We start from the raw sequence: 23,843 nt of genomic DNA, 5'->3' as shown, positions 1-23,843 counted from the left end.
AGAAGAGAAATACAGAGACGTCCCGCTCAATACTTCCCCGAGAAGACCGGCATTCGGCCTGAAACGAATTGACAGAAATTCCCAGTCCACCTAGAGGATTTCGTAAGGAGTTGCTAAATAGGCAACATCGGTGTTCGATCGCAGGATGCGTTCGTATCAAAGTCAAGGTAGACACGAACATGAACTCAACGAATCTGTCCATTGCACATGGTGCTGAAAAGCCGCTGCCGGTCACATACGGTCGGTTGATGGATTTCCCCGATGACCCGGTCGCCTGTCTCCGTGAGCTCCATGCGCGGCACGGCTCAATCTGTGCCATGGAAGAGCAGGGCCAACGGATCTATTTCGTTTTCGGACCTGAGTTCAATCATCAGATTCTGAGTGATATGGCCAACTTTCACTCGCAATTCTTTGCCATTCGGGGCTCAAGAAATTCCCCTCAGCGCAGACTGAGCTCCGGCCTTCTGAGCATGAATGGAGAACAGCACAAGCGGAACCGCCGCATGGTGATGGATGCCTTCATGAAGAAGGCCATTCTTAACTATATCCCGTCGATCCAGAGCGAGGTCGAGGCGATGCTGGCAGAGTGGGTTCCCGGGACGGAGCGAGATGTCTCGCGCGACATGACCGATTTCATGCTGCGGCTGACCAGCACCATCCTGTTTGGCATCGATCAGCCTGAAGTGGCTTACAAGATTGGCCACATGATTGATGAGTGGGTTCACTTGAACCACGAAATCGGCATGGGTGCGTTCGTCGCTGACCCGACGATTGCCAATCGTTACAGCGATCTCCTTGAGTACGCAGGAAAACTCGAAGCAGAGATCCTCGGAATGATCAAACTTCGGAAACAGAATCCCACCGGTTCAGACGCCCTGTCGATTCTCATCAATGCTCATGACAGCGAAGGGAGCATTACCGACGAAGAGCTGGTCGGATCTGCCGCACTGATGTTTGCCGCGGCACATCTCACTACTGCCCACACGCTGACCTGGACACTTTTCCTGCTCGCGCAACACCCGACTGCGATGACGCAGCTGCACGAGGAGCTGACAGCGAATCTTACCGGAGGCTTCCCGACGGTCGCACAACTGGAACAGCTCCCCTTCGTGGAACGGACGCTCAAGGAAAGCATGCGGATCTTGCCGGCGTCGTCCTATTCCCAGCGCGTCGCCGCCGCCCCGGTCGAACTCGGCCCCTTCCAGTTGACGCCCGGTGCCGGGATCGTCTTCAGCCAGTTCATCACGCACCATATGCCGGGCATCTATTCCGACCCGGAAGCGTTCCTGCCGAATCGCTGGTTGAAGATCAATCCTTCCCCCTATCAGTACCTGCCGTTTGGGGCGGGACCGAGAATGTGCCTGGGTGCTCCGCTCGCCATGCTGATCCTCAAAACCACCCTGCCGACAATTCTGCAGCGGTTCAAGGTGACGATGGTCCCGAACTCGGAGGTCAGCTCCAAAGTCATTTCGACCATGCTCGGCCCCACCACCAGCGTCATGATGCGGATCGATCATCAGGACGGAAAGTTCCACTCGGCACCGGTGCGTGGAAACATTCACGAAATGGTCGATCTGCGCGAAGTCGTGTCCACTCGGCGTGCGGCGTAGTCAGAATAGCAGAATTGACCTCGTTGACGGCCGCATGAACGTGCGGCCGTCGGCACCAATTCAGGAAGCGTCGTCTGGCCAGAGTGTGACTGGCCACGATGTGATCCGCGCCACAGCCTTCGCCGCTTCAAAGTGCGGGACAAAAACGATGACGTCTTGCGGTGCGGCATCGCGCAGACCAAGGTCACCCACCACGCGCCATTCCTGCTCGACCCTCCAGTCGATTCCCGAATGACCGATTGCCCGCTGAAAAAAAGGACGCTGCTGCGCGGTCAATTCCGGCCAGTCGGCCTCCTCAGCGTAGTTCACTGCCTGAGCCCCTCGACTGAGCAGCCAGCTTCGGCGCAGGCAGATACCGTAGGGTTCAAAATCCCAATGCACGCGGTGCGGCCGAAAGCGACGCAGTGTGGGAAGCTCGGAAAGTGGAATTGCGGTGAAGCTCACGACACGGTCCCCTCCGCGAATGGTTCGGCCCGACGCGATCAACGTTTTCTGACGGATAATCCGCAGCAGCGCACTGAGCGCGGAATGATCCGCATCACTCCGCGCCTCCAGCAGACTGTCGGCATACTCTGCGAACGAATCTCCGGGCCAGGGACCGGGACAGGCGCGTGTGCTGTGCGTGAGAAAATCCCATTCCTCGGCAGGTGGGAAGGGCGACAGGGTATAGACGTCCGGAGGATCGGTCGACGCCTCCGAGGTTCGGTCGGGATCTCTCAGAGCCGCAGCTGCGACCAGGGGACTCAACTGTTCGGTTGTCGGCGTCCAGGAGGTCGCTCCTTGCGCACACAGTTCTGCTCGCAAATTGTCAGGCTGCAGTTGAGGCAGGTCGACCAGCACTACTCGAGATTGTCGCTGCTGAAGTCGTTCTTTCAGCAGCCGCTCCAGATTGCCCCCACTGCGCAGGTGGAGCACGTAGACCACCTCGGCGGCATCCATCAGACTCTGATCGGCGACGGATCGATCCGAAGCGGTGTCGACTCCTTCCGGCACTGAAACAAAGTGTTGTTCGACTCCCAGCCGGGCAGCGGCCTGCTGCAGAAACGGAGCCCCCGCTGTTTTTTCGCTTAGTAACAGCGTCGTCTGGCTGGCTTTGAGTTGCCTTAAGACTCCACGCAGCCCCGCGATCCAGAGGGCATCAGGCGGCACGAGACGCGTCAGCCGTGACATCATGACGGCAGCGGAGTTCGGCAGGGTCATTTCAGACCGAAGCAATAGAGATGCCCCGCCGTACGCAGATAGATCCGACCATCGACAATGGCTGGCGTGGCGAAGACATCCTCCTTCATGTCGCTGGTGTGCAGGAGATTCAGTTGCTCCGTTGCCGAAACGACCGTCAGCCGACCAGGCTCATCAACGAGATACACCTTCCCATCCCCGGCGACAGGTGAGGCATAATAGCTGCCACTTGCCTCAAGCCTGAGCGGACGCGATGCTTTCCCCGTTTCCGGGTCGAGATTCTGAAGAATTCCGCCGTCTTTCACTGTAAACAGCCTGCCGTTGTAGAGCAGGGGAGACGCACAGAAGGGAACCTGCTTCGGATAGGTCCAACGGATGTGAGTTTTCGTTGCGTCCCCCGTCGCACCCGGCCGGATACTCAGGACCATGTTTTTTCCCTGGTCGAACAGACTACGAAAAAGCTCGTACTCGTCACGCGTCAGTTGTCCGTCTTTGTTCCGGTCGGCCTGTGTGAAGCGAGCATAGATCGGCCCTTCGACGAGTTCCTCTTCACTGAGCATTCCGTCTTGATTCTTATCCCTTCGCGGGGCGACATCGTCGAACGGTTCCGCCCGAATTGGTTCCGCCTCATCCCCCCCCGCAGCCCAGCCTGCCAGATACAGATTCCCGTCTGGCCCCACGGTCGGCGAACTGACGACTGTGCGTGAGATCCCACGGACAGTCCACGCTTCTTTCCCGGTCTCCAGATCGTATCCGACAACCCGCAGGGTCGCCGCCACGACGATTTGCTGACGACCTTCGTTATTCCACAGAATCGGTGTGCACGAATTACGCAGGAAGTCAGAACGGTCCGTTTTCCAGAGTGTTTCACCCGATCGCTTATCCAGACAGATCAGAAACGAATCCAGATCATGATCCTGGCAGAGAATCAGACGGTCGCCATGTACGATCGGTGAACTGGCTGCTCCAAAATCATTGAGGAAGGGTCCCAAGGGTTTCTTCCAGATCAATTTACCACTGTGGTCATAGCAATAAAGACCACTGGATCCGAAGAAACTGAACAACAGGCTGGAGTCTGCGCAGGGCGTGCTTTGAGCATGACTGCCAATCCGGTGAATGGTTTCCAGACGTTCATAAGGGGCATCAGCCTCCCATTGAGGTGTCCCGGTCTGCCGGTCGAGCGACATCGTGACCAGAGTTTTGTCACGCACACCCGTGAGGAAGATCCGCTCACCGACGACGACAGGAGAAGAATGGCCTGGAGGGAGCGCCGTTTTCCAGAGAACGTTGTGATCTGGCCCGATGTCTGTCGGTAACGGCAAATCGGCAGGATCTGTCGCGGAACCGTTCGGTCCACGAAATTGAGGCCAGTCGCTCGCATGAATACTCGAGAGACACACCCCCAGGAGCCCACCGACGAAGACCCGTACGAGCGAGCGAAGCTGAATTGCTTGAGTGGACAACATCAATCCGGATCTCCTTCACTCCTGAATCGCTCACGTTAAGACACGAAAAGTCACTACATCGATTCTCCCCGGTTTTGGCAAGAGACTGAATTCCCAAGGAAATTCCTCAACGCAGCAATTCCTCCAAAAGCAGACAACGAAAATGGCCTCAACGTCCGTTTTCGTCACACTTTCACTTCGGGTATCCTCACCCTCTGTCTCTTTAAAGTGTTTTCACTACAGGAGTTTCTTTGCAGCCTCCTGACAAATATCCACACGTACACATCGTCGCGGTCGAGAGAAATACATTCGCACCACACTACGCCAATTGACGCACCACACTACGAAAATCAGCGTATTTTAAGGACTCATCGAGATTTTTCTTGCTATGCGATGCGCGACATTGTCTTATTTTATAGGGGAATTTTGCAGCTTCAGTTGCCTCTGACGTTCGTTTGGTTCAAAATAGGAACTTTGAGCTGTTGTGCAGGTCGATGTTGCATTGTATCGTTGTAGCACAGTTTTTAACTGACTCATGGTATTTCAGTCCGTATTGGGGGGACAATTGATGCGAAGAATGTTGCTGGGATTGATGATGGTGATGGGTATGTCCGGCACCACAATGGGTGGTTGGGCATACGAGTACAGCGGCAGTGCAACCGGTCTACAGGCCGATGTCACGCTCTTGGCTTTGCCTGTGGCTCAGGCGGGCCCACTTCCCGCTTGGGGCGGTGTGGATAGCACCACGGTAGCCAGCGCGGGGATCTCGATTCCACTTGTCCTCGGATCATATGATCTGGTTGAGACGGGCGTTCTGAGTTCCAGTACTGATGGTGGTAACTCAGTCCCTGGGCAGACCAGTTCCCATTCGAACGTTTCGAATATTAGCCTGCTGGACGGACTCGTGCAGGTGACGGCTGTTTCATCAACTGCAATTGCGCAGTTCAACACGACCACGGGTATTGGTTCCTTTTCTGGTGACTCCGTGATCACTGGACTGACCATCGGTGGAAATGCCGTCACACTCACGGGCCCCAATCAGACTGTGTCGATCGAACTACTCGGCGTGACGATCGCTTCGCTCACCATTAACGAGCAGATCTCCAGCATCAGTCCCGATGGTCAGAACGTCAGCATGACCGTCAATGCTCTTCACCTGCAGGTTCTGGGCATTCCCGGAGTCCTTTCTGTCGCTGATGTCATCATCGGTCAATCCAAAGCCGGTGTCATTCAGCACGTTCCCGAACCAAGCAGTTTCGCCATGGTTCTGGGTGCATTTGCTGTCGGTGGCGGATGGAAATTCGCCCGTCGCAAGAAAGCAGACAGCACCGACGCGGAAGCCACCGTGTAACCCTTCGCGGTTCTGATCGCACCTGATCGACACACAAGAATGCCCGTACTTTGCTTGACAGCCAGGTACGGGCGTTTTGTTTTTTATCGAGGTAGAAAAGGGCTCCCGAAGCGAAGGCCCAACACTTTCAACAACCCTGTACATCGAACGCTCCTGTCACTCTCCGGATCCCGCACGACTTCTTCCCCGGTCGCCCCTGCTTCGATTACAATCCTGCGGCCCTCTCTCCGTTGCGGCTGCAAAGTCAGATCCCAGGAGTGAGGTTCCCGACAAACCTGTTCTCACCTCAGATTCGGTGTGGCGGAGACCGCTCCAGACGGCCTCGCATTCTTTTCCATTTCCCCATCAAGCGGCTCTCCCTCTGTGTGCATGATGCCTGTTCGACGGATCGCTCTCATCTTCGAATTCAACACGTTGAATGGGGGCGAGAGATCGATGCTGGCGGCACTGGACTGGTTGAAGACTCATCGGCCGGATCTCGAATTCCATGCACTCGGCCCATCAACGGGTCGCCTGGCTGAAGCACTGCGAAGTCGCTTCATCCCGCTGCATCACTGGTCGGTCCGCGATCCGGCAGGGAACCGGCTGACTGCGGATCGAATCTTGTCAGAACTCCTAAACGGACTTGGCAAAATCAAGCCCGATCTCGTCCATGCCAACTCTCTCTCCATGAGCCGCCTGCTGGGCCCCCTCCGCAGTCGGCTTGAGGTTCCGACGACGGGCCACCTGCGCGACATTATCAAACTGAGCAGGGGTGCGATTGACGATCTGAATCTCAACGACCGACTCATCGCCGTCTCGCATGCGACACGAAACTTTCATCTCCAGCAGGGACTCCGAGAACAACTCGTCAACGTTGTTCACAACGGGATTGACTGTGGATCGGAAACGAAAGTGAGGGAGAAACGCTGGCTGCTGGACGAACTTCAGCTCTCTCCCGCAGAGCAGTCCCGGTGTGAAGAACGGATACGACAGAACACCCTCCGTTGCTCGATGCCGCCCACCCCCGACGCGCGCATCCTGTCGACCGAACCACTCCTGATTACCTGTATTGGACAGATTGGATTAAGAAAGGGATTGGACGTCCTCGCTGCTGCGGCGCTTCGTATCATCCAGAAGAGACCGGACGTTCATTTCCTGATGATCGGAGAACGAACATCGCAAAAAGCCGAAAGCGTTCAATTCGAAAATTTGCTGCGGCAACGGATCGCCGAGGATGGGGTCAGTTCCCACTTCCACTGGCTCGGCCACCGCGATGATGTCCCCCGCATTCTTCGTGCAGTCGATCTTCTGGTGCATCCTGCCAATCAGGAACCGTTCGGCAGGGTCCTGCTGGAAGCGTCTGCAGCGGGGTTACCGATCGTCGCCACCGATGTCGGCGGCACTTCCGAGATCGTACTTGACGGTCAGACCGGGGTTCTTGTGCCACCACGTGATCCGGTCGCCCTTGCTGAAGCGGTCGCATCGATCTTGTCGAATCCCAGCGAAGCACAGCGGATGGGAGCAGCCGCGAGAGAGCGTACGGCGCAATTGTTTTCGAGTGCGTCGTCAGCTCAACATCTCGCGCAGATCTGGGACAGTGTACTCAGAATGACTCGTGGAGACCAAAACGCGTGAATTTGGCAGAAATTGCCGATTCTCAAATATCGTCTTGGTCTTTTCAGGTGCAATCTCTACCCCTCTTCTCCAAGCGGAACGGCCATGTTCAGCGGTCGTTCAAGTCTGTCCTCGCGTTCCGTCGATAGCGACAGTGCAGTCCAGGAACGACTTACGGCTTCTCACGGAATGAGAGTCCGCTTCTTCGTTCAGGACCGGCAGCAGCAGAGTCGGGTGTCTCACTGGAGGAACAGTGTAACTGGCTCACTGGCAGCGAATTGGGTTCCCCGGAAAACCAGTTTTCAGCCGTTCTGAAACTGAACATGTCCACCGCAGGAGTACTTTCCATTCGCCCTCATGCGACGAGTTGCGAAGCAGTGCACGATGCTCCCGTCGAGCATCGAACGCAGCCCGCATCGTATGCATGTTCGGATGGCCTGCTTCGACGCTGGATCTCGGTTTTCACCGCTCAAGTATTCGGATTACGGAGTTCCGTCATGGACGGCCGACTCGCAGTGTTGGGGTTTCTGGTCACTTTGATGTGGCCGGCTACGGGTTGGTCAGATCCTTTGCCCAAACCGACGCATACGAGCAAGACTCGCTTCCGCATCCCCTTCAAGATTGACTCCGCCACCCTCAACAAGATCGACGCACGTGAAATACAGTTACACGTCTCTCCCAACCAGGGGCAGACATGGGAACTGGCACAAGTCCTTCCTCCCAGCGGCGGAAAGTTTGAACACACCTGCTCGGCCGAAGGAGAGTACTGGTTCGCCGTAAAAACCGTCGATGGCCAAAACCAGCTCCATCCACCACGCGGAACCTACGAAACGGGATTGATCGTTGTCGTCGACACGACCAACCCCGTACTCGAACTGTCACTCCAGCAAATCGCCGCTGGAAAGGTTCAACTGCGCTGGCGTGCCAGCGACACCCACCTGGATATTAACTCGCTGCGCATCGAATACCTCACTCAGGAATCGAGCGACTGGGTGCTGCTTGATCTGGCACCTCGAGCGCGGGGCGAAACGGCCTGGGTCGTCGGCAAAACGGGAGTTGTCTCCGTTCGCGGCAGCATCGCCGACTTCGCCGGAAATGTGGCGAACGCGCGCACCCAGACCGATGTGGATGCCGCCAATCATCCTGCCACCAAAGCGCGCCCCGTTCCCCAGGGGAAGATTGCCACCAGCCCGCCCAACAACGAGCTCGCCAAGACCTTAAGCGACGAGGAGGATCTCGTTCTTGCCAGCCCTCCGTCCGCTCCTGTCGAGCAGGAAGTGGCTTCAAACCACGACGACCTGATCCCGCCATCACCGACCTCAGCCGAGCCCCCGCAGGGTTATGGTTTCAGCCGGCCACGAATGAAGGCGGTCTCGGCCCGTCCTCGAGAGCCTCTTCCTCGTTCAGCACCGTCGAACCAGGGGCCGTTTACTCCGGCAAAGTTGGGTGCCACCAACGCAACTGCGACCACGCCCATGTTCGTCTCACGAACCACCACAACAGATCCGTCTGAGAAACGGGCAGAACCGACGTCTCAAATCCATCGGCATGTGAATTCACGTCGCTTCCAGTTGGGATACAAACTGGAAGACGTCGGCCCCTCCGGAATCGACGCGATCGAACTGTTTATCACGGATGATAACGGCAAAACCTGGTGGAACTATGGCGAGGACCCCGACCTCCAAAGCCCCTTTGACGTCGAGGTTCCCGAAGATCGGGAATACGGTTTCGCCATTCGTGCTAGAAGCAAGGCAGGCCTGGCGATTGAACCGCCTGCTCCGGACGAGCCTCCCACGATTGTCGTGGGCATTGACCGCACTCCCCCTCGGGTTGAACTGTTGCCTGCGCAACAGGGGCACGCAGACAAGGCGAATCAGTTACTGCTGAAGTGGCAGATCGTCGAAGAACACCCGGCTGAGAAACCGGTCTCCATTTACTACGCCGCCAATCGCACCGGCCCGTGGGAACTCATCAGCGGATGGCGAGAGAACAACAACGGAGAGTTCACCTGGACCGTCGGACAAGCCGTCCCCGCCCAGTTCTATCTCCGACTGCTTGTCCGTGATGCGGCCGGAAATGTGGCGAAGGCCGAAACGCAGCAGCCAATCGCCATGAATCCCGTGCATCCAACGGCAAAGCTACTGGACATTGTCGGGCCTGAGGTCTCTCCGCCCCAATAACAGCATCATCCCCGAGAACGGAGTGCACATGCGGACACGCGCTCGTCTTGGAGTAAGAAACACTGTAAGCAAAGAACGTTCGGACGCCGTTGACGGGTGTCCGAACGTTCTATCAGCAGAGCAGGGGGGATCGCGATTGTTGTCCGGCCAGACCCCGCATTTGCAGTTGACGATCTGCATCGCCCGGGTCCCACAGGTGCACTGGCCCGAACATCGGGAACCAACGCCGCAAACCATTGCCTGAGGCAGGCGACGGTTTGTGGTTCGTGCGTCGTTCAGCCGGCCAGTTCTGCAATGACCAGCGACCCCATGGCCTCGGTGCCGAGACTCGATCCAGCTCCACCTGCCAGGTCTGCAGTCCGGTGCCCCTTGGCCAGAATACGGTCGACAGCAGCCTCAATCGCCGCAGCTTCCTGTTCCAGCTTCAATGAGTGTCGCAAGAGCAGGGCAGAAGCCAGAATCGTCGCCAGCGGGTTCGCAATCCCTTTACCGGCGATATCCGGTGCCGACCCGTGGATTGGTTCATAAAGTCCGGGGCCGGAGGATCCGATCGAGGCAGACGGCAGCATCCCCATCGAACCGGGCAACATCGATCCTTCATCGGTCAGAATGTCACCAAACAGGTTCTCGGTCACCACCACGTCGAAGGCACGGGGCTTCGAGATCAGGTGCATCGCCATCGCGTCGACCAGCACGTTTTCGTACTGAACGTCCGGAAATTCGGTCTTCATCACGCGTTCGAACGTCTTCCGCCACAGCCGTGAGACTTCCAGCACGTTCGCTTTATCGACCGAGGTGACCTTCTTCCGGCGTCCCCGAGCCGCTTCACCCGCCAGCCGCACAATCCGCTCAATCTCATGCGTCGAATAGACCATGGTGTTGTGAGCCGATTCGCCGCTTTCGTGCGGTTCCTTGCCAGAGGGCCCGAAGTAGATCCCGCCGGTCAGCTCGCGGAAGAACAGGATGTCTGTTCCGGAAACGATCTCGGACTTCAGCGGGGATGCGGCGACGAGGTGCGGCGAGACGGAAATGGGTCTCAGATTGGCAAACAGCCCCAATTCCTTACGAATCTTGAGCAGTCCCGCTTCGGGTCGGGTCTTTGCATTCGGATCGTCCCACTTCGGACCACCTACCGCCCCCAGCAGGACCGCTTGCGATGCCTTGCAAGCCGCGAGGGTTTCGTCAGGAAGTGCGTTGCCAAACTGATCGATCGCACAACCGCCGATCGGGTGCGAGCTGAATTCAAAGGTGTGGCCGAACTTCTTCGCCACTTCTTTCAGGACTCGTTCACCCTGAGCAATCACTTCCGGACCAATCCCATCACCAGGCAGCAAAACGATATGAGCTTGCACCGCGCATCAACCCTTCAAAGTACGAAAGAAGCGACCAGATCTTTTGCCACACTCTAAGTCACGGCAACGACGGGGGGAAGCGTCTACCGCCCCGAAGAAGCAACACCGAACGCGAAATTTTCCACGCCACGCAGCGAATCGGATCGATCGGACCGATCCCGGTCACGTTGTGAGAAAGCTTGTGAGAGATCCGAGATCAACCCCGCTGATGGACGGCCCACCTCCGCTTGCGACGAGACAGATCAACGGTCGAACGAGCAGGGCTGTCATCAAAAGTTATTGAGAACTTCACCACCACTGGCCGTGAAGAGCGCTTTCATGGTCTGTCGATCAATGTTTTCAGAAATAAATCGCACCGATCCATCACCAAAAAGCGCCTGGAAGCCGCCCGATCGAGCCTTGGCAAGACCCTTCAGCAGATCATCGAAATCCAGTTCCAGATCCTCGGGACTCGTCCAGACCACTGCCTGGTCGGATTGCGCCTCCACAGCCATGATCGTCTTGCCTAATCCGTCTTTCACATCGGTTAGGGCCGGACCTGTCTCGCCACCGAACATTGTCCCTTCACCCGTCACGATCAGGTATCGTGTCTTCCCCTGCTGCGTCAGATCACTGTCATTTGGCGAACCATACGTGGAGGGCATGCGCGAGATCAGCGTCTTGTTGTGCTCACTGTCCCACGGTTCGTCATGGTGAAACTGATCGTAAAGTTCCTGCTCGTCCAGATACGGCAGGATCTTGACCCGCCAGCTGAGCCCCGGTTTACCCGTCTTGTCCGGACTGACGCGATCAGGAAATCGCTTCTGCGCTTCCTCGTAGTTGTATAGCGACAGCGCGATCTGCTTGAGATTGTTTTTGGCTTGGGTCCGTCTGGCCGCCTCACGCGCTTGCTGCACGGCTGGCAACAACAACGCCACCACCACCGCTGCCGTTGCGGGAGACGTCACGGAGACAGATGAACCGACCCCATGAGTGTCGGTGCTCCACCCCTTTGAGTCACGACTCACTGTCGTCACGGACGGGATCAAAAACGGTTCGATATCGGAGTAGGGGGGGAGCGGTGGAATGTCGAAATCGATCCCCTGCTGCTGAAGCTGCGCCCGTATGACGGGTGAGAACGTATCGAAAACGGTATACAGCGCCTCCATCTCCGGTTTGGGATCCCGATAGGACAAGTGTATGGCCTTGGGACTTCGCTGCATCGCCGCTTTGACCTCAACATTGTCCGAGAGCGATTTGTTCGATCCCGCCAGATGTGCAGTCACAAGCTGGGGAGACAGACCAAACACCAGTTGATCCTTTGTCAGAACCCAGGCTGGCGTGACTGGAACAACGACATTATTTAACTGGACCTGATATCCACGAGCCGATCGGGTGGCGAATTCCTGCAGACTGGCAGGTGCTTGAGGCCTGATGTTCCGCAGAAATTCATTCGCCCTGAGGACCAGAGCTTCCTGGATTTTCGCCATTTTCTTCTGATCACGCAGTGAAACCGTCAACACGAACCCCGGTAATGCACCCGCCTCCCCGTCCGTACCTGGAACATACGAGCACCACAAATCACCCAGCGCTTCCAGCAGGTCCTCTTTCACAGAGAACCCAAGCATTTTCTCACCCTCCCTGGATAATTGATTGGACTGCTCGCGGATTGTGGGATCGACCTGATCGGTGATTTTCAGGATTCCTTCCGCCAATTGCTTCAGATTCAGGCGAAAAATCATGGCATTGGACGGGCTGACCGGAATCCCCTTCAGGTCCTTTAGCGCCAGGGGCTTTTCCGGAATGACCGCCAGAATTCCCGTCGGTGGACCGTTTGTTTCGATGATCGACTTCTCGACCTTCGCAACGGCATCCAACCCAGACACTGAAGCAATACGCTTAATCCCCATCACCCCGGAAGCCTGAAGAGCCCCCCGGACCTTTTCATCCGTCAGCACGGGATTGAGAGTCTTCCATAAAAGGTCCGCATCCAAGTGCATCGCAAACGTTGGCTGGGGAATTTTGCTTTCCGCGAGCAGAGACGACAGCCACGCAGGTGATTTCGTTTGAGCACGCGTCTGCTCTAAGGCCTTAGCTGCCGAAATCTCTCCGTAACCAAAAATGAGATAAGACCCTGACATTCCGAAGTGAGGGAGTGTCTGTTTTCCCTCATAACCCTCATCGTTCGGAAAATAAAAAGTCGTCCCGCTGATCGAGACCTCACCCAATTGATTCCCCTTGGATGAACTCGACACCTTAATCAGCTTCTCGAACGCCTCGCGAACATCGGTCGCATCTTCTTCCGCATCAATGATGATGGTGAACTCGATCTCAGGAGCAGACGTGGTCGTGAAGCTGTGTAGAGTCATGGCAAGGGGGTGCTTCACCGCAGCCTTCAGCAGCACTGGCAATGTCTGAGCCAGCGAGGAAGACGTCTCATCCTTGCTTGCCTTACTGTCGATCAGTCGCTGGATCTCATCGCCGATCTGCTGAAAGAATGCCTGCACGGATTCCTGAGCCCAAAGCTGCTCTGTCTTGTTCTGACTCCCCGCCTCTGGTGACTTCCACCCGCTCGTCGTCAGAAAGAAGACGGGCTTGATGGGAGCCAGCCGCCCTAACGGAAGTTCCCCCTTTACGTCTCGCACAGCCTCTTTCGAAGTGGGGGACTTCTTTACTTGAGCTTCGGCGGTGGCCGCAGTAATCAGAAATATCGAAACGAAAGCGACGAAATGAAGAGCGCGTCGAGTCATAATCCGTTCCAGAGAAGAGGGCCAGAAAGACCATCCAGACACAATTCCTGAGCGGTCGGACTGAGTCACCTGGCAACCGGGGAACAAACACCATTTTTCATCAAGCGCATTCAGACAAAAAGCACATTCAGACAAACTTCGATCCGCCACCCTGTCGTTGCAAAAGTTCTATTACCACTGCTTTCAAATTCCCGTTACGCAGCAGATCATGACCCGTCCAATCAGAGAAGCTCTTTCATTGAACGACGAATCGAAGTCGATTACAAGCAGTAATCATGCATCTCCCTATTCTGCGTCCGAGATAAAGGGATGTTAATGATGCTCTGAAGATGGAAATAAGACATACGTTGGATGCGTCCGGACAACGGAAATCGCTTGGGTCCCTAATCCCTTCAACTTGAACCATCAGGGATGAACTTAAATCTCGACATTGCCTTGCACGTCGTAGCCCCGGCGCGTCCGCAGATCGCCTCTCACGGCCTGTCTACCGGCCTGTCCACCGGCCGTCCATTGAACGTGCGACACCGGGCAAACCACTTGAGGCAAACCATTCGCACGGGTCGCAACCGGTCCCTTCTCAATCCCGTTTGCAATCATGCATCAGCCCTGATTCCCGCTCGCAAACGGGAGCAGGACCGCAACAGACTTTTCCTCCTCAGCGATGAGAGTTGCGACTCGCTTGCCGTGGCGAGAAACTGACCGCCGCACAGATTTCGTGTCATCCACCAGGATTCAGGCAAACAACACATGAAAGCAGAAATCACCAAAGCCCCTGTGGCAGAAACCGAAATGCTCATCCGCAAGCCTGTCACGGAAGTGTTCGAGGCTTTTATTAATCCCGACGTGATCACCCAATTCTGGTTCACCCGAAGCACCGGGCGACTCGCCGCAGGCCAGGAAGTCACCTGGTATTGGGATATGTATGCCGGATCGACACGGGTCGTGGTCCTAGCCTTTGAGCCCCACCAACGAATCCAGTTTGAGTGGGACGGGTACAGTGGCCGCACGACCGTCGAGTGGAAATTCACCGCCCGAGACGATTCCAGCACATTCGTCACCATCACCGAATCTGGCTGGACAGGCACCGGAGACGAACTCGTGAAATACGTCGCCGATTCGACGCAGGGTTTTACATGGACACTCGCCGGAGCCAAGGCCTATCTCGAACACGGCATCAAACTCAACTTCGTCGCCGACAAATGCCCCGACGCCCACGTCGCAGGATGGAGCCCACAGTAAACAACTGCGGCGTTATCAAAATACCTTCTGGACAATGATTCCAGGCAATCACCATCCGCCTCCGCACATCAAAAATCCCTGACCCCTGTGAGGATTCACTTCACGACCATATCCAGATCCCCGCACCCTCACCCTAATTTTACCCCACGAAGTTCCCAGCCTACCGGACCGATCGCACTCGCGTCGCTTTCCATCGCGTTCCCGCGAACCCGAATCGAACGCGGGATGTCTACTGCGAAGTGTCGCATGCGGAGAGACGTAGCTTGTATGTGGAAACCCTCTGGGCAAATGGAAAATATCATCTGGTGAAAACGAAAGCCCCCAGTTGTTTGACGACCCCCTGTGATCGCAGCGGCATCATGAGCACAGGCATGGCAGCACCAACCGCCTCTAACAAGACCAGCGATCGACGCAGCCGCGGCGGTCGTTCCCCGTCCGAGTTCGCAATTGTAAGCTAGATCCCAAAATCACACAGGTAAAGGCGCAAATACCTGATCGAGCCTGTCATGGTTCGGCCCGGATTCCCAAAAGTCAAACCGTTCACGGAGAGATGATCGAAGCCAACAACACCACGCCGATCACCGTCCAATTCAAAGACTGCAATGTAGGTTGGATTGAATTCTTTATTGTCGCAGGAGAAGTCTCTGTCCCGATCAGAGCTTCACATATCTTCGATCCCTTCCCGGATCTCATCCAGTGGCTGCACGCGATCCTGACCGGAGTTCAAGAGTGTTCCGTCCACATTAATCAGGAAGGTCTCTACGCAGAGTTTCTCGTTCGTCGCCTCAATGGGGGTACATTGCTGTTTCGACTGCAAGATCGTGTCGACGATCTGCTGCCGCCGGAAACGCTATCGACGGACACGCGAGAACTCCTCACGACTCGGGTTTCGCGCCGGCAATTCGTCGAAGCGATGTACAACGCGTTCCGCGATTTTACCCGCTCATCTCTTTACCGAAAGGAGGAATGGGAGCGCGAATCGGTGATGGACCGTTTCCAGACCTTTCTCCCGGCATTAAACCACCGCGAACTGATGAAGCGTCTGACGAAACTCACTCGCTTCCAGATGGCCCGGCTGCTGTATGAAATCGAATACGGGCCGAAACCTTCCGGCGCGCCGGAAGAAGCGGCCGCGATGTCACAGGCTTTAAACAACCTGCTCGACCCCGGTAACCCGGTAATCTCCCCTGAAGTGTACCAGGAAATGCTCCACTGGGTCCTCCCCGATGACTATGATCAATGGGGTAGAAAGCAGAAAACACCACTACTTCTCGAGCAACTCTCGGATAACATCAGTCCCTGGTGCGGAACCAAGCTGGCGGAACTCGTCTCCCCGACGATTGAACACTACCTGCAGTATCAGGAACTGGATGATCAAGTCTAATTCGACTGACACGCTCTCACGCGCAGGACAAGCACACAGGAGTTCTACATATCTGGGCAGGCGCGAGTATGACGATGGGCTGAGGGAGGCATCGCAATCGGCAGCTACCCAGTGTATGAGGCAAGGACAGGTACGGTCCGTCTTTCGCAAAGTCCAATTCACACAGCAGTTGCATAACTTATTGTGATGCTCAAGCCAGTGATCTATCCGCCAATGACGCAGAGCGAGGCAGATTCCGAGGGCAAGAAGTACATCAGCGAAAATCAGCGCAATCTGCGGATTAAAAGGTTCAATCAAAAACACATTGGTGCACGGGGTCACCCAGGGACGTTAGGGACAGGAAGTCAGGACATGGGGACACTGCAGGTGGATCTCGCAGGGACGCAACATGAGCATTCGTAACAGAATATGCTTTGCCCCTATTGCCCATCCCCCTTGATGCGATGCTACACCCAGCATGAACGTAGGATCATTTCTGCAAGAACGCTGGTGGAATTGGTACCGGAACTGGGATTGGAGCAGGCGGATGCATCAACTGTGTTACGTGAGATTCGACGCCGACGTCGAAAGCGTTGATGAGCGCGAAAGTCCCCGTCCTCCCCTACGTGGTATCGCTGCGGAATTCGAGATCGACGAAAGTCGCCTAAAGGTCCGGACGCCAGGCGAGCTCGGTGAGCTGACATTTCGAGATGTTTCAGCTCAATCTCTAATATGGAGCTATCTTGGTTCATGGGTTTCGATGTCATTCGGCAATGATGCATACATAAAAAGAAGGTCCATCAGGTTTTGGTGTGGGTTTGGTATGATTTTTCAATTTCCGAGCAGGTGAGACGATGCAGGATCGGGAATTGTATCAGCAGATCTTGGGGTTGAAGAATCCTTGGACAGTGTCTTGCGTTGCCTTGAATATCGAGCAGCAGCGGGTCGAGGTTCGTGTCGAGCATCCATCGGGGACTCAGTTTTGCTGTCCGGACTGCCAGCAAGAACTGAGCTGCTATGACCATACCGAAGAGCGTCAGTGGCGACACTTGGATAGTTGCCAGTTCAAGACGATTCTGTTCGCCCGGATTCCTCGTGTTGAATGTCCCGTTCACGGTGTGAAACAGGTCCACGTCCCGTGGGCGGAGAAGGGAAGCCGTTTCACTCTGATGTTTGAGCGGTTCGCCATTCAAGTGCTTTTGGCCACCCAGAATGTCAAAGGGGCCATGAGCATCCTGCGAACGAAATGGGATCAGACCTGGTCCATCCTGGAAAGGGCTGTTGCACGAGGTCGTGCGCGCAAACAGGACGTGGCCATTCCTCGCGTGGGAATTGACGAGAAGGCCTTCCTCAAAGGCCAGAATTACATCACGCTGGTCTATGATCTGGATCGCAGTACCGTCGAGGCCATCAGTGATGGAAATGACGCCGACGCTGGATTCGCAGCACTTTCAGCCCTTTCCCAGACGCAACTTCAGTCGATTGAAGCGATCGCCATGGACATGAGCGCCGCCTATGTCAAAGCTGCGAAACAAGCCATTCCCTTGGCTGAAACGAAGATCGTTCACGACCGATTCCACATCATGCAGATGGCCACGAAGGGGGTCGACAAAGTCCGGCGCGCTGAGCATCGCAAACTTCTCAAGGAGGGTGATGATCGCCTGAGTCACACGAAGTACGTCTGGCTCACCAGTCAGGAGAATCTCAGTGAGAAACAGCGATCCCGATTCGACGAAGCTTTCACGTTACAGCTCAAAACGGGGAAAGCCTGGGCCTTCAAAGAAATGTTGCGGGATCTTTGGACGCAAGACTCTGCCGCCAGTGCCACAACCTTTTTCAACGCGTGGTACAAGCGAGTGATCCGCACGCGACGGGCGGATTCTGAAATTGTCGGGAATTGATGGACAAGAAATTGGGGTATGAGAAAGTCCGTGAATCGCTGTAAAGAGCGTTTACCACAACGTTTTTTCAGGGAGCGATTCACGGATGAACGCAGAATATCAACGACTGGAAGCGGAGGCGAGTGTCGTCGAAGCAGAACTGCGGGATTGGGGGATGACTGTCGATCTCCTCTCCGCTGCCGACGTGACGAAGTGTGAGCAGCAGTATGCCGCCCTGGGCAGAAAGTTGGCATCGCTCCGCCTGGGTCTTCACTTGATTCGGGCAACTCACTCTTGCGAGCTGCGATTGAAGGAACGGCAGTTTATCAAGTCACTGCCAAGGACCTACCATTCTCAGGGAATTCGCCAGAAGAAAGTTCATCTTCCAGGTAACGTCGCCGTAACACTCATGGTGACGTATTACCACCGTTGCCAATCGGGTGGGAACAGTCGTCGGGGTTTGTTTCCGATGCTGATGCTGCTGGGGATTGCCGGTCATTACACCCCACAAATCCGCACGCGGATGGCGAAAGCCGCGGCACTGCTGGGATCCTATGATGAGGCGGTGACGATGCTCGCCGAAGAAGGGATCAGCATCTCCGTCAACCAACTGCGAACGGTGACTGCGGGAATGGGCCAATTACTTCGGCGAATGACCGACCTCGGTTCAATGACCGCGACGGGAACAGTGTCGGGCCGACGGATTGTGGTGTCGATGGATGGGGGGCGTGTCCGTTTGCGGGAGCGACGTCGAGGCAAAACGAAGAAGGGGCGCAAGCGATTCTCACCGAAATGGCGTGAACCACGACTCTTCATCATCTATGCCGTGGATGAAGAGGGCCGGATGGCGAGCGACTTCGCCCCCGTCATTGACGGCACCATGGGTTCGTGTGACCAACTGTTCGCATTACTGCTGGCCTACCTGCGGGGGCTCGACTTGACGGAAGCCGCTCGCATCCTCTTCGTGGCGGATGGCGCCACTTGGATCTGGCGGCGGATCCCCAAGCTGATCAAGTCGCTGGGACTCCTTGAGGAAAAGGTCCAGCAATTGATCGACTTCTGGCACGCGATGGAATACCTGGGCAAGATTGCCGAGAGTAAGTCGCTCACGGGAAGTCGCAAGTCGCGCTGGCTGACGACTCAAAAGAAACGCCTCTGGCGGGGAGAGATCGGGGCAGTGGTCGATGAGATTCGATCGCTACTGGGCTCGCACAGGACGAAAGACCAGAAGACCTGGTTGAACTATTTCATCACGAACGGACTGACTAATCGTCGCATGGACTATTCTCATGCGCGCGATCACCAGCTGCCGATCGGCAGTGGTGCCATCGAGAGCGCCGTTCGTCGCGTCATCAACCTGCGTGTCAAAAGCAATGCCGTCTACTGGCTACGGGAGAACGCGGAAACGATCATCCGAATCCGAGCATGGATCAAAGCAGGGAGAGCAGAAGAACTCTTCCATCAAACAACTTGCGTCACGCCCGAACTCGCTGTCTGATGCCTACGATTTTGAAATCCGCCCGCACGCGACTGGAGCCGATGAAAACCGTTGCCCGCGCAATTAAGGAGCGTTTGGCCAACGTCGTGAGTTACTGCGCCCACCGCGTTACCAATGGGGTCGCCGAAGGCATGAACAGCAAGATCATGTCCATCAAAAGACGCGTCGGTGGATTCCGTAATCGACAAAACTTCAAAACCGCAATCTTCTTCTACTGCGGAGGACTCAATCTCGACCCACAATAATCCCGGATGGACCAAAAAGAAGCTCCATCATTCACCGAAGAGTCAGTCCTGATCGGCTGATTGTACTGCTTACACCGCTCTGGCCGTGTGACCAAGTAATCGAAATTACTGTTGAGCATCAAGACAGCATTGAACTCATGCTATCTTGGTGCTCAGGGCAATCGGGCGTCGAAATCACGGACTGATTATTACAGAAGGGTCACGGGGACATCGCATGGTTGCCGTAAGCAGCAGACGTTCTTGAACGGCCGTAGCGCTTTCTGTTTGGATTGTCGGTCTCGCCGCACGCAATGCATTCCTGTCGAGTGACGCAAAGGTTGATTGTCCCACCGCGGGCTCGGGTGGAATTTCTTCCGTGTCAATCTGATACGCTGTGTCCCCAGGGGTGTTTCATGAAATGGTTCGGCTTTACAATTCTATGGGCAAAGACTTCACCAATACGGCAAATGATCTGCATCTATTGGACAATCAGCTTAAATTTCTTTGCGACAGCGAAAAAAACTTGACCTTTTCAAGAATGGTGGAGTGGAGATGAAATCTGTGGGAGAAAATAATGTCACTGAGTATACAGAGAGTATTCAAACATCTTGCGATTACATTCCTCGTGATGACGTTAATTGTAGTTGTGATCACCACTCTCCTAAACGATCAGAGAGGAATAGGACGATCTGCGTGGATGATACGTATCACGAACACGAGCCCAGAGGTTGACACGCTTAGAATCACAAGTTCGGAATCAAGAAATATCGACGTAACATTCCACCGAGTGGACGCAAACAACACAGTAGAATTCGCATACTTACTCACAACCTACACCTCAAAGAGCGGAGTATCCTCCTATGCCAAGCCTGACATCTCCGCAATTGAAATCACTGCATATCAAAACGGCCTTGAAAGCGAAGCAAGACGATACAGTCTTGAACTCTTGAAGTTTGACAATGGAGTTGCGAGTGTGAAACTCGTTAATGTGGAATAAATAGTACAACGCTGCAAAAAACGCCTTTTTGTGTAAGGAGTGGCGACCCCAGGAAAATCGAGCATTAAGTACCGACAAAACCAGCGAGCAGCCGTTCAAATGCGGATCCATCCCAGTCACAGAAATTTCGCGTGCCTCGAAGACTTCCTTTTCTCGAAATATCCTGTTGTAAAATTGTGAGTGCGAGTTTGCGAAAAGCCGAACTGATTTCCGGGCCCATTCCTTTTCGAGTTCGGCCTTAAAAGCCTGTTGAAAAAGTGGAACAGACGCCTTGAACACTGTAAGCGCACGGTGAAGTGCATCTTGAGCCATGCTTTAGTCTGAGTGGGTTTTGTTACCCTTCAGAGTGGAGATGGCGAGATGTCGCAGGTTGGTTCACGGAGTCGTGAGAAGGAGTCGTACTGGCGTTCCCATTGTGAGCGTCAGTCTTCGTCGGGGGAGTCGATTCGGGGCTATTGTCGTCGTCGCGGGCTTTCGGAGGCGACGTTTCATTACTGGCGGCGTCAGCTCTCGAGTCTCGATCAGGAGTTGACTGTTCGGCGGACCACTGATCCGCAGGTCACCCGCCCGCAGGGAACCGGGATGGCGGGGCTGGTTGCCGTAGAGGTGTTGGGTGATTCGCTGCCGCCTGCGATGCTGGAGATCGCCTGTGCTGGCGGTCTCGTCGTTCGGTTACGTGAGGATGCGGGTGTCGAGGTGTTGACTCGTGTGCTGACCGCCTGTCGGCAGATCCCCTCGGAACAACTCTCTTCGTCTGCGGGGGGGCGATTATGCTGAACATCTCTCGCACGACACGGGTGTTTCTGGCGACAGTGCCGACAGACATGCGGAAGGGGTTTGACGGTCTTCACGCCCTGGTGGAGAGCGTGATCGAAGAAGATCCGTTTGCCGGTCATCTGTTTGTGTTTCGGAACCAGCGTCGCGACCGGATCAAGCTGCTGTGGTGGGATCGCGATGGCTGGAGCCTGTTTTACAAGCGGTTGGAAAAAGGATGTTACGAGTTCCCGACCGACCGGAAGGAACAGACCTCACGCCGCTGCGAGATTCGCGCAGAGGAGCTTTTGCTGCTGTTGGAGGGGATTGATCTAGGGAGCGTGAAGCGACGCCCTCGCTATGAACGGCCGAGCGCAATCAATGACACCACGGCGCGGTCTTCAGTGTGAACTTCGTTCGGTCGTAAGACTGTCTGGCAGAATGCTGTCCCATGTCTTCGGTAGTCGTCCCTCCACGACGATTCGTGGAGGGACGTTTTTCGTTGGGAAAATACAGAAAAATCCCAAATTACTTGAAACGTTTTTGGGGGTTCGGGCGTATGACAGGGCATGAGTACGGATGGCTCCATTCTTCCTGATGACGTTGAGCAGCTCAAGGCGATGATCGCCGCACGTGATGCGGTCATCGCCAGAAGAGAGGCCGTCCTTCTACAGCGCGACATCGAGATCGTGGGACATCGCGCCGTCATCGCGCAGAAAGAAATGGTGATCACGTCATTGCACGACGTGGTTGAGCAGCAGCAGGCCAAACTGGAACGTGTGCATGAGCAACTGGCTCGCCTGCTTCGTGAACGCTACGGGCCGCGTAAGGAACGGGTCGATCCGAATCAGCTGACCCTGTTCACACCCGAAGAACTGGCGGAACTGATTCGCGAACTGAAGCGGGATCAGCAGGATTCGGTTTCGACCGACGATGGTTCGCTGCCCCAGGACGAGTCGCTGGGGGCCGCCAAGCCCAAGGAGCATGGCCGACGTCCCATCCCGCCTGAGATTCCGCGGGAAACCATCGTCCATGAACTGACGGAGCAAGAGCGACAGTGTCCCTGCTGTGGAGAGTTACGCGCCGAGATCGGACGTGAGGTCAGCGAGCAGCTGGAATTCATCCCCGCCCGTCTCAAGGCGATTCGGCACGAACGAGTGCGCTACGCCTGCCGGGGCTGCGAAGAGCATGTGGTGCTGGCTCCCAAGCCACCGCAACCGATCGACAAAGGCCTGCCGGGACCGGGACTGCTGGCGAACCTGATCGTGTCCAAGTATGGAGACTACCTGCCGCTGTATCGGATGGAAGACATTCTCTCGCGCTACAGGCTTCTCCTGCGGCGAAGCACACTGTGTGACTGGGTGGCGTCGATGGCCGATCTGCTGACCCCCTTGTACGACCTGCTGTGCCAGCGTGTGCGACAATCGGGTGTGATCCATACCGATGACACGAGCATCAAAATGCTGTCCGAAGGTCAGTGCCAGAACTGCAAGTTCTGGACGTATATCGGCGATCCCGCTCATCCGTATGTCGCCTACGAATTCAGCCTGACGCGCGCTGGGAGGAACCCGTCCCGGTTTCTGGAAGGCTTCTCGGGTTATCTGCAGGCGGATGCCTTCAGCGGGTACGACCAGATCTATGCCAAAGAACAGGTGACAGAAGTCGCCTGCATGGCACATTGCCGCCGGTACTGGCAGGAGGCCAGTCACACCGATGCGCGACGGGCGTACGAAGCGCTGGGCTACATCTCACGGTTGTATCAACTGGAGTCAGAATTCGAAGCGGCAGGGCTGAGCGGTGCATCACTGCGTGACGCACGCCAGCAGCATGCGGTTGGGATTCTCAAGACCTTCCGCAGCTGGCTGAACGAAGAGCAAAACCAGGTACTCCCCAAGAGTCCGATCGGACAGGCCTTCACCTACACACTGAATCAGTGGGAGGCGACCTGCCGCTACACCGACGACGGTGCACTGCAGATCGATAATAATCTGGCGGAGCGGATGATGAAGCCTCCCGCCATCCTGCGGAAGAACATGCTGTTCGTCGGCGGCGAACAGGGAGGTCATCGCGCTGCGATCCTGCTCAGTCTGGTCGGCAGTGCCAAGTACTGCGAGGTGGAACCGTGGCACTGGCTGCGAGCGGTCCTGGAGGAACTCCCCAAACGACTACGCACGGGAGCAGATCCCCCCGACCTGACAGACCTGCTCCCCGATCAATGGCTGAAGGCCCATCCCGAGCACCGCTGGAAGATCGAAACGATCCGAAAAAAAGAACGCCACAGGTCCAAACAACAAAAAGCCAACAAGAGAAAGAAACGCTGAACCCCCGGACTCATCCCCGGGGGCCTACTTCACCGTGCGCTTACGAACACTGAAGACAGCTCAATGCTGTCGTACCAACCTCGACGCCCGTCCCCTATATTTTATCAGAGTAGCACAGGTTGCACG

General features: G+C 55.8%; 16 protein-coding genes. 12 read left to right on the top strand and 4 right to left on the bottom strand.

Going from position 1 to position 23,843, the window contains the following annotated elements; all coding sequences use genetic code 11:
- Nucleotides 1–179 precede the first annotated feature (179 nt).
- Nucleotides 180–1,610, top strand: a complete 1,431-nt coding sequence (locus ACGY09_RS22155) for a cytochrome P450 (protein ID WP_397569467.1) — start codon at nucleotides 180–182, stop codon at nucleotides 1,608–1,610.
- A 60-nt stretch (nucleotides 1,611–1,670) separates the two neighbouring features.
- Here ACGY09_RS22155 and ACGY09_RS22150 read toward each other — a convergent pair whose 3' ends face one another.
- Together ACGY09_RS22150 and ACGY09_RS22145 are read right to left on the bottom strand one after the other, a co-directional pair.
- Nucleotides 1,671–2,825 (bottom strand): hypothetical protein, encoded by a 1,155-nt coding sequence (locus ACGY09_RS22150; RefSeq protein ID WP_373652805.1) that lies wholly within the window; start codon nucleotides 2,823–2,825, stop codon nucleotides 1,671–1,673.
- Nucleotides 2,807–4,255, bottom strand: coding sequence for a PQQ-binding-like beta-propeller repeat protein (locus ACGY09_RS22145; RefSeq protein WP_373652806.1), 1,449 nt, complete (start codon nucleotides 4,253–4,255; stop codon nucleotides 2,807–2,809). Before ACGY09_RS22145 ends, ACGY09_RS22150 begins: the two co-directional genes overlap by 19 nt.
- 547 nt (nucleotides 4,256–4,802) lie before the next feature.
- Between ACGY09_RS22145 and ACGY09_RS22140 the strand changes: the two genes are divergently transcribed.
- The 3 genes from ACGY09_RS22140 (at nucleotide 4,803) to ACGY09_RS22130 (ending at nucleotide 9,361) form a co-directional block, all read left to right on the top strand.
- Nucleotides 4,803–5,585: a choice-of-anchor P family protein gene (locus ACGY09_RS22140; protein WP_397569466.1), complete on the top strand. Its 783-nt coding sequence runs from the start codon at nucleotides 4,803–4,805 to the stop codon at nucleotides 5,583–5,585.
- Between the two features lie 369 nt (nucleotides 5,586–5,954).
- Nucleotides 5,955–7,202, top strand: a complete 1,248-nt coding sequence (locus tag ACGY09_RS22135; RefSeq protein WP_397569465.1) for a glycosyltransferase family 4 protein — start codon at nucleotides 5,955–5,957, stop codon at nucleotides 7,200–7,202.
- A 476-nt stretch (nucleotides 7,203–7,678) separates the two neighbouring features.
- A complete protein-coding gene (locus ACGY09_RS22130) occupies nucleotides 7,679–9,361 on the top strand; it encodes a hypothetical protein (RefSeq protein ID WP_397569464.1) in 1,683 nt (560 codons plus the stop codon).
- Nucleotides 9,362–9,636: 275 nt separating this feature from the next.
- On the opposite strand, the gene leuB is transcribed toward ACGY09_RS22130, so the two are convergent.
- Together leuB and ACGY09_RS22120 are read right to left on the bottom strand one after the other, a co-directional pair.
- Entirely contained in the window at nucleotides 9,637–10,713 is a 1,077-nt protein-coding gene (gene leuB, locus ACGY09_RS22125) for a 3-isopropylmalate dehydrogenase (protein WP_373652810.1), read from the bottom strand.
- A 269-nt stretch (nucleotides 10,714–10,982) separates the two neighbouring features.
- Nucleotides 10,983–13,442 (bottom strand): DUF1559 domain-containing protein, encoded by a 2,460-nt coding sequence (locus ACGY09_RS22120; protein ID WP_397569463.1) that lies wholly within the window; start codon nucleotides 13,440–13,442, stop codon nucleotides 10,983–10,985.
- Between the two features lie 747 nt (nucleotides 13,443–14,189).
- Here ACGY09_RS22120 and ACGY09_RS22115 point away from each other — a divergent pair.
- From ACGY09_RS22115 to tnpC, 8 genes are all read left to right on the top strand, one after another.
- Nucleotides 14,190–14,681: an SRPBCC family protein gene (locus ACGY09_RS22115; RefSeq protein WP_397569462.1), complete on the top strand. Its 492-nt coding sequence runs from the start codon at nucleotides 14,190–14,192 to the stop codon at nucleotides 14,679–14,681.
- Between the two features lie 550 nt (nucleotides 14,682–15,231).
- Nucleotides 15,232–16,065, top strand: coding sequence for a hypothetical protein (locus ACGY09_RS22110; RefSeq protein ID WP_397569461.1), 834 nt, complete (start codon nucleotides 15,232–15,234; stop codon nucleotides 16,063–16,065).
- A gap of 887 nt (nucleotides 16,066–16,952) precedes the next feature.
- Nucleotides 16,953–17,945 carry an ISL3 family transposase gene (locus tag ACGY09_RS22105; RefSeq protein ID WP_397569460.1) on the top strand — a complete coding sequence of 331 codons (993 nt, stop codon included), beginning with the start codon at nucleotides 16,953–16,955 and terminating at the stop codon, nucleotides 17,943–17,945.
- 85 nt (nucleotides 17,946–18,030) lie between these two features.
- Nucleotides 18,031–19,422, top strand: a complete 1,392-nt coding sequence (locus ACGY09_RS22100; RefSeq protein WP_397569181.1) for a hypothetical protein — start codon at nucleotides 18,031–18,033, stop codon at nucleotides 19,420–19,422.
- Entirely contained in the window at nucleotides 19,422–19,667 is a 246-nt protein-coding gene (locus tag ACGY09_RS22095; RefSeq protein WP_397569459.1) for a transposase, read from the top strand. Before ACGY09_RS22100 ends, ACGY09_RS22095 begins: the two co-directional genes overlap by 1 nt.
- A 1,336-nt stretch (nucleotides 19,668–21,003) precedes the next feature.
- A complete protein-coding gene (gene tnpA, locus ACGY09_RS22090; protein WP_397569104.1) occupies nucleotides 21,004–21,420 on the top strand; it encodes an IS66 family insertion sequence element accessory protein TnpA in 417 nt (138 codons plus the stop codon).
- Nucleotides 21,414–21,806, top strand: coding sequence for an IS66 family insertion sequence element accessory protein TnpB (tnpB, locus tag ACGY09_RS22085; protein WP_373649181.1), 393 nt, complete (start codon nucleotides 21,414–21,416; stop codon nucleotides 21,804–21,806). Before tnpA ends, tnpB begins: the two co-directional genes overlap by 7 nt.
- Nucleotides 21,807–21,965: 159 nt before the next feature.
- A complete protein-coding gene (tnpC, locus tag ACGY09_RS22080; protein ID WP_397569458.1) occupies nucleotides 21,966–23,717 on the top strand; it encodes an IS66 family transposase in 1,752 nt (583 codons plus the stop codon).
- The last annotated feature ends 126 nt before the right edge of the window (nucleotides 23,718–23,843 follow it).

Source organism: Schlesneria sphaerica, assembly GCF_044336245.1.
Taxonomy (GTDB): Bacteria; Planctomycetota; Planctomycetia; order Planctomycetales; family Planctomycetaceae; genus Schlesneria; species Schlesneria sphaerica.
This window is presented reverse-complemented; position numbering and strand designations above follow the sequence as displayed.

Bases quoted from the DNA above. Each gene is read 5' to 3' on its own strand.
- ACGY09_RS22155 (WP_397569467.1), top strand. From the start codon at position 180: ATGAACTCAACGAATCTGTCCATTGCACATGGTGCTGAAAAGCCGCTG.
- ACGY09_RS22145 (WP_373652806.1), bottom strand. From the start codon at position 4,255: ATGTTGTCCACTCAAGCAATTCAGCTTCGCTCGCTCGTACGGGTCTTC.
- ACGY09_RS22140 (WP_397569466.1), top strand. From the start codon at position 4,803: ATGCGAAGAATGTTGCTGGGATTGATGATGGTGATGGGTATGTCCGGC.
- ACGY09_RS22135 (WP_397569465.1), top strand. From the start codon at position 5,955: ATGATGCCTGTTCGACGGATCGCTCTCATCTTCGAATTCAACACGTTG.
- ACGY09_RS22130 (WP_397569464.1), top strand. From the start codon at position 7,679: ATGGACGGCCGACTCGCAGTGTTGGGGTTTCTGGTCACTTTGATGTGG.
- ACGY09_RS22120 (WP_397569463.1), bottom strand. From the start codon at position 13,442: ATGACTCGACGCGCTCTTCATTTCGTCGCTTTCGTTTCGATATTTCTG.
- ACGY09_RS22115 (WP_397569462.1), top strand. From the start codon at position 14,190: ATGAAAGCAGAAATCACCAAAGCCCCTGTGGCAGAAACCGAAATGCTC.
- ACGY09_RS22110 (WP_397569461.1), top strand. From the start codon at position 15,232: ATGATCGAAGCCAACAACACCACGCCGATCACCGTCCAATTCAAAGAC.
- ACGY09_RS22100 (WP_397569181.1), top strand. From the start codon at position 18,031: ATGAACGCAGAATATCAACGACTGGAAGCGGAGGCGAGTGTCGTCGAA.
- ACGY09_RS22095 (WP_397569459.1), top strand. From the start codon at position 19,422: ATGCCTACGATTTTGAAATCCGCCCGCACGCGACTGGAGCCGATGAAA.
- tnpA (WP_397569104.1), top strand. From the start codon at position 21,004: ATGTCGCAGGTTGGTTCACGGAGTCGTGAGAAGGAGTCGTACTGGCGT.
- tnpB (WP_373649181.1), top strand. From the start codon at position 21,414: ATGCTGAACATCTCTCGCACGACACGGGTGTTTCTGGCGACAGTGCCG.
- tnpC (WP_397569458.1), top strand. From the start codon at position 21,966: ATGAGTACGGATGGCTCCATTCTTCCTGATGACGTTGAGCAGCTCAAG.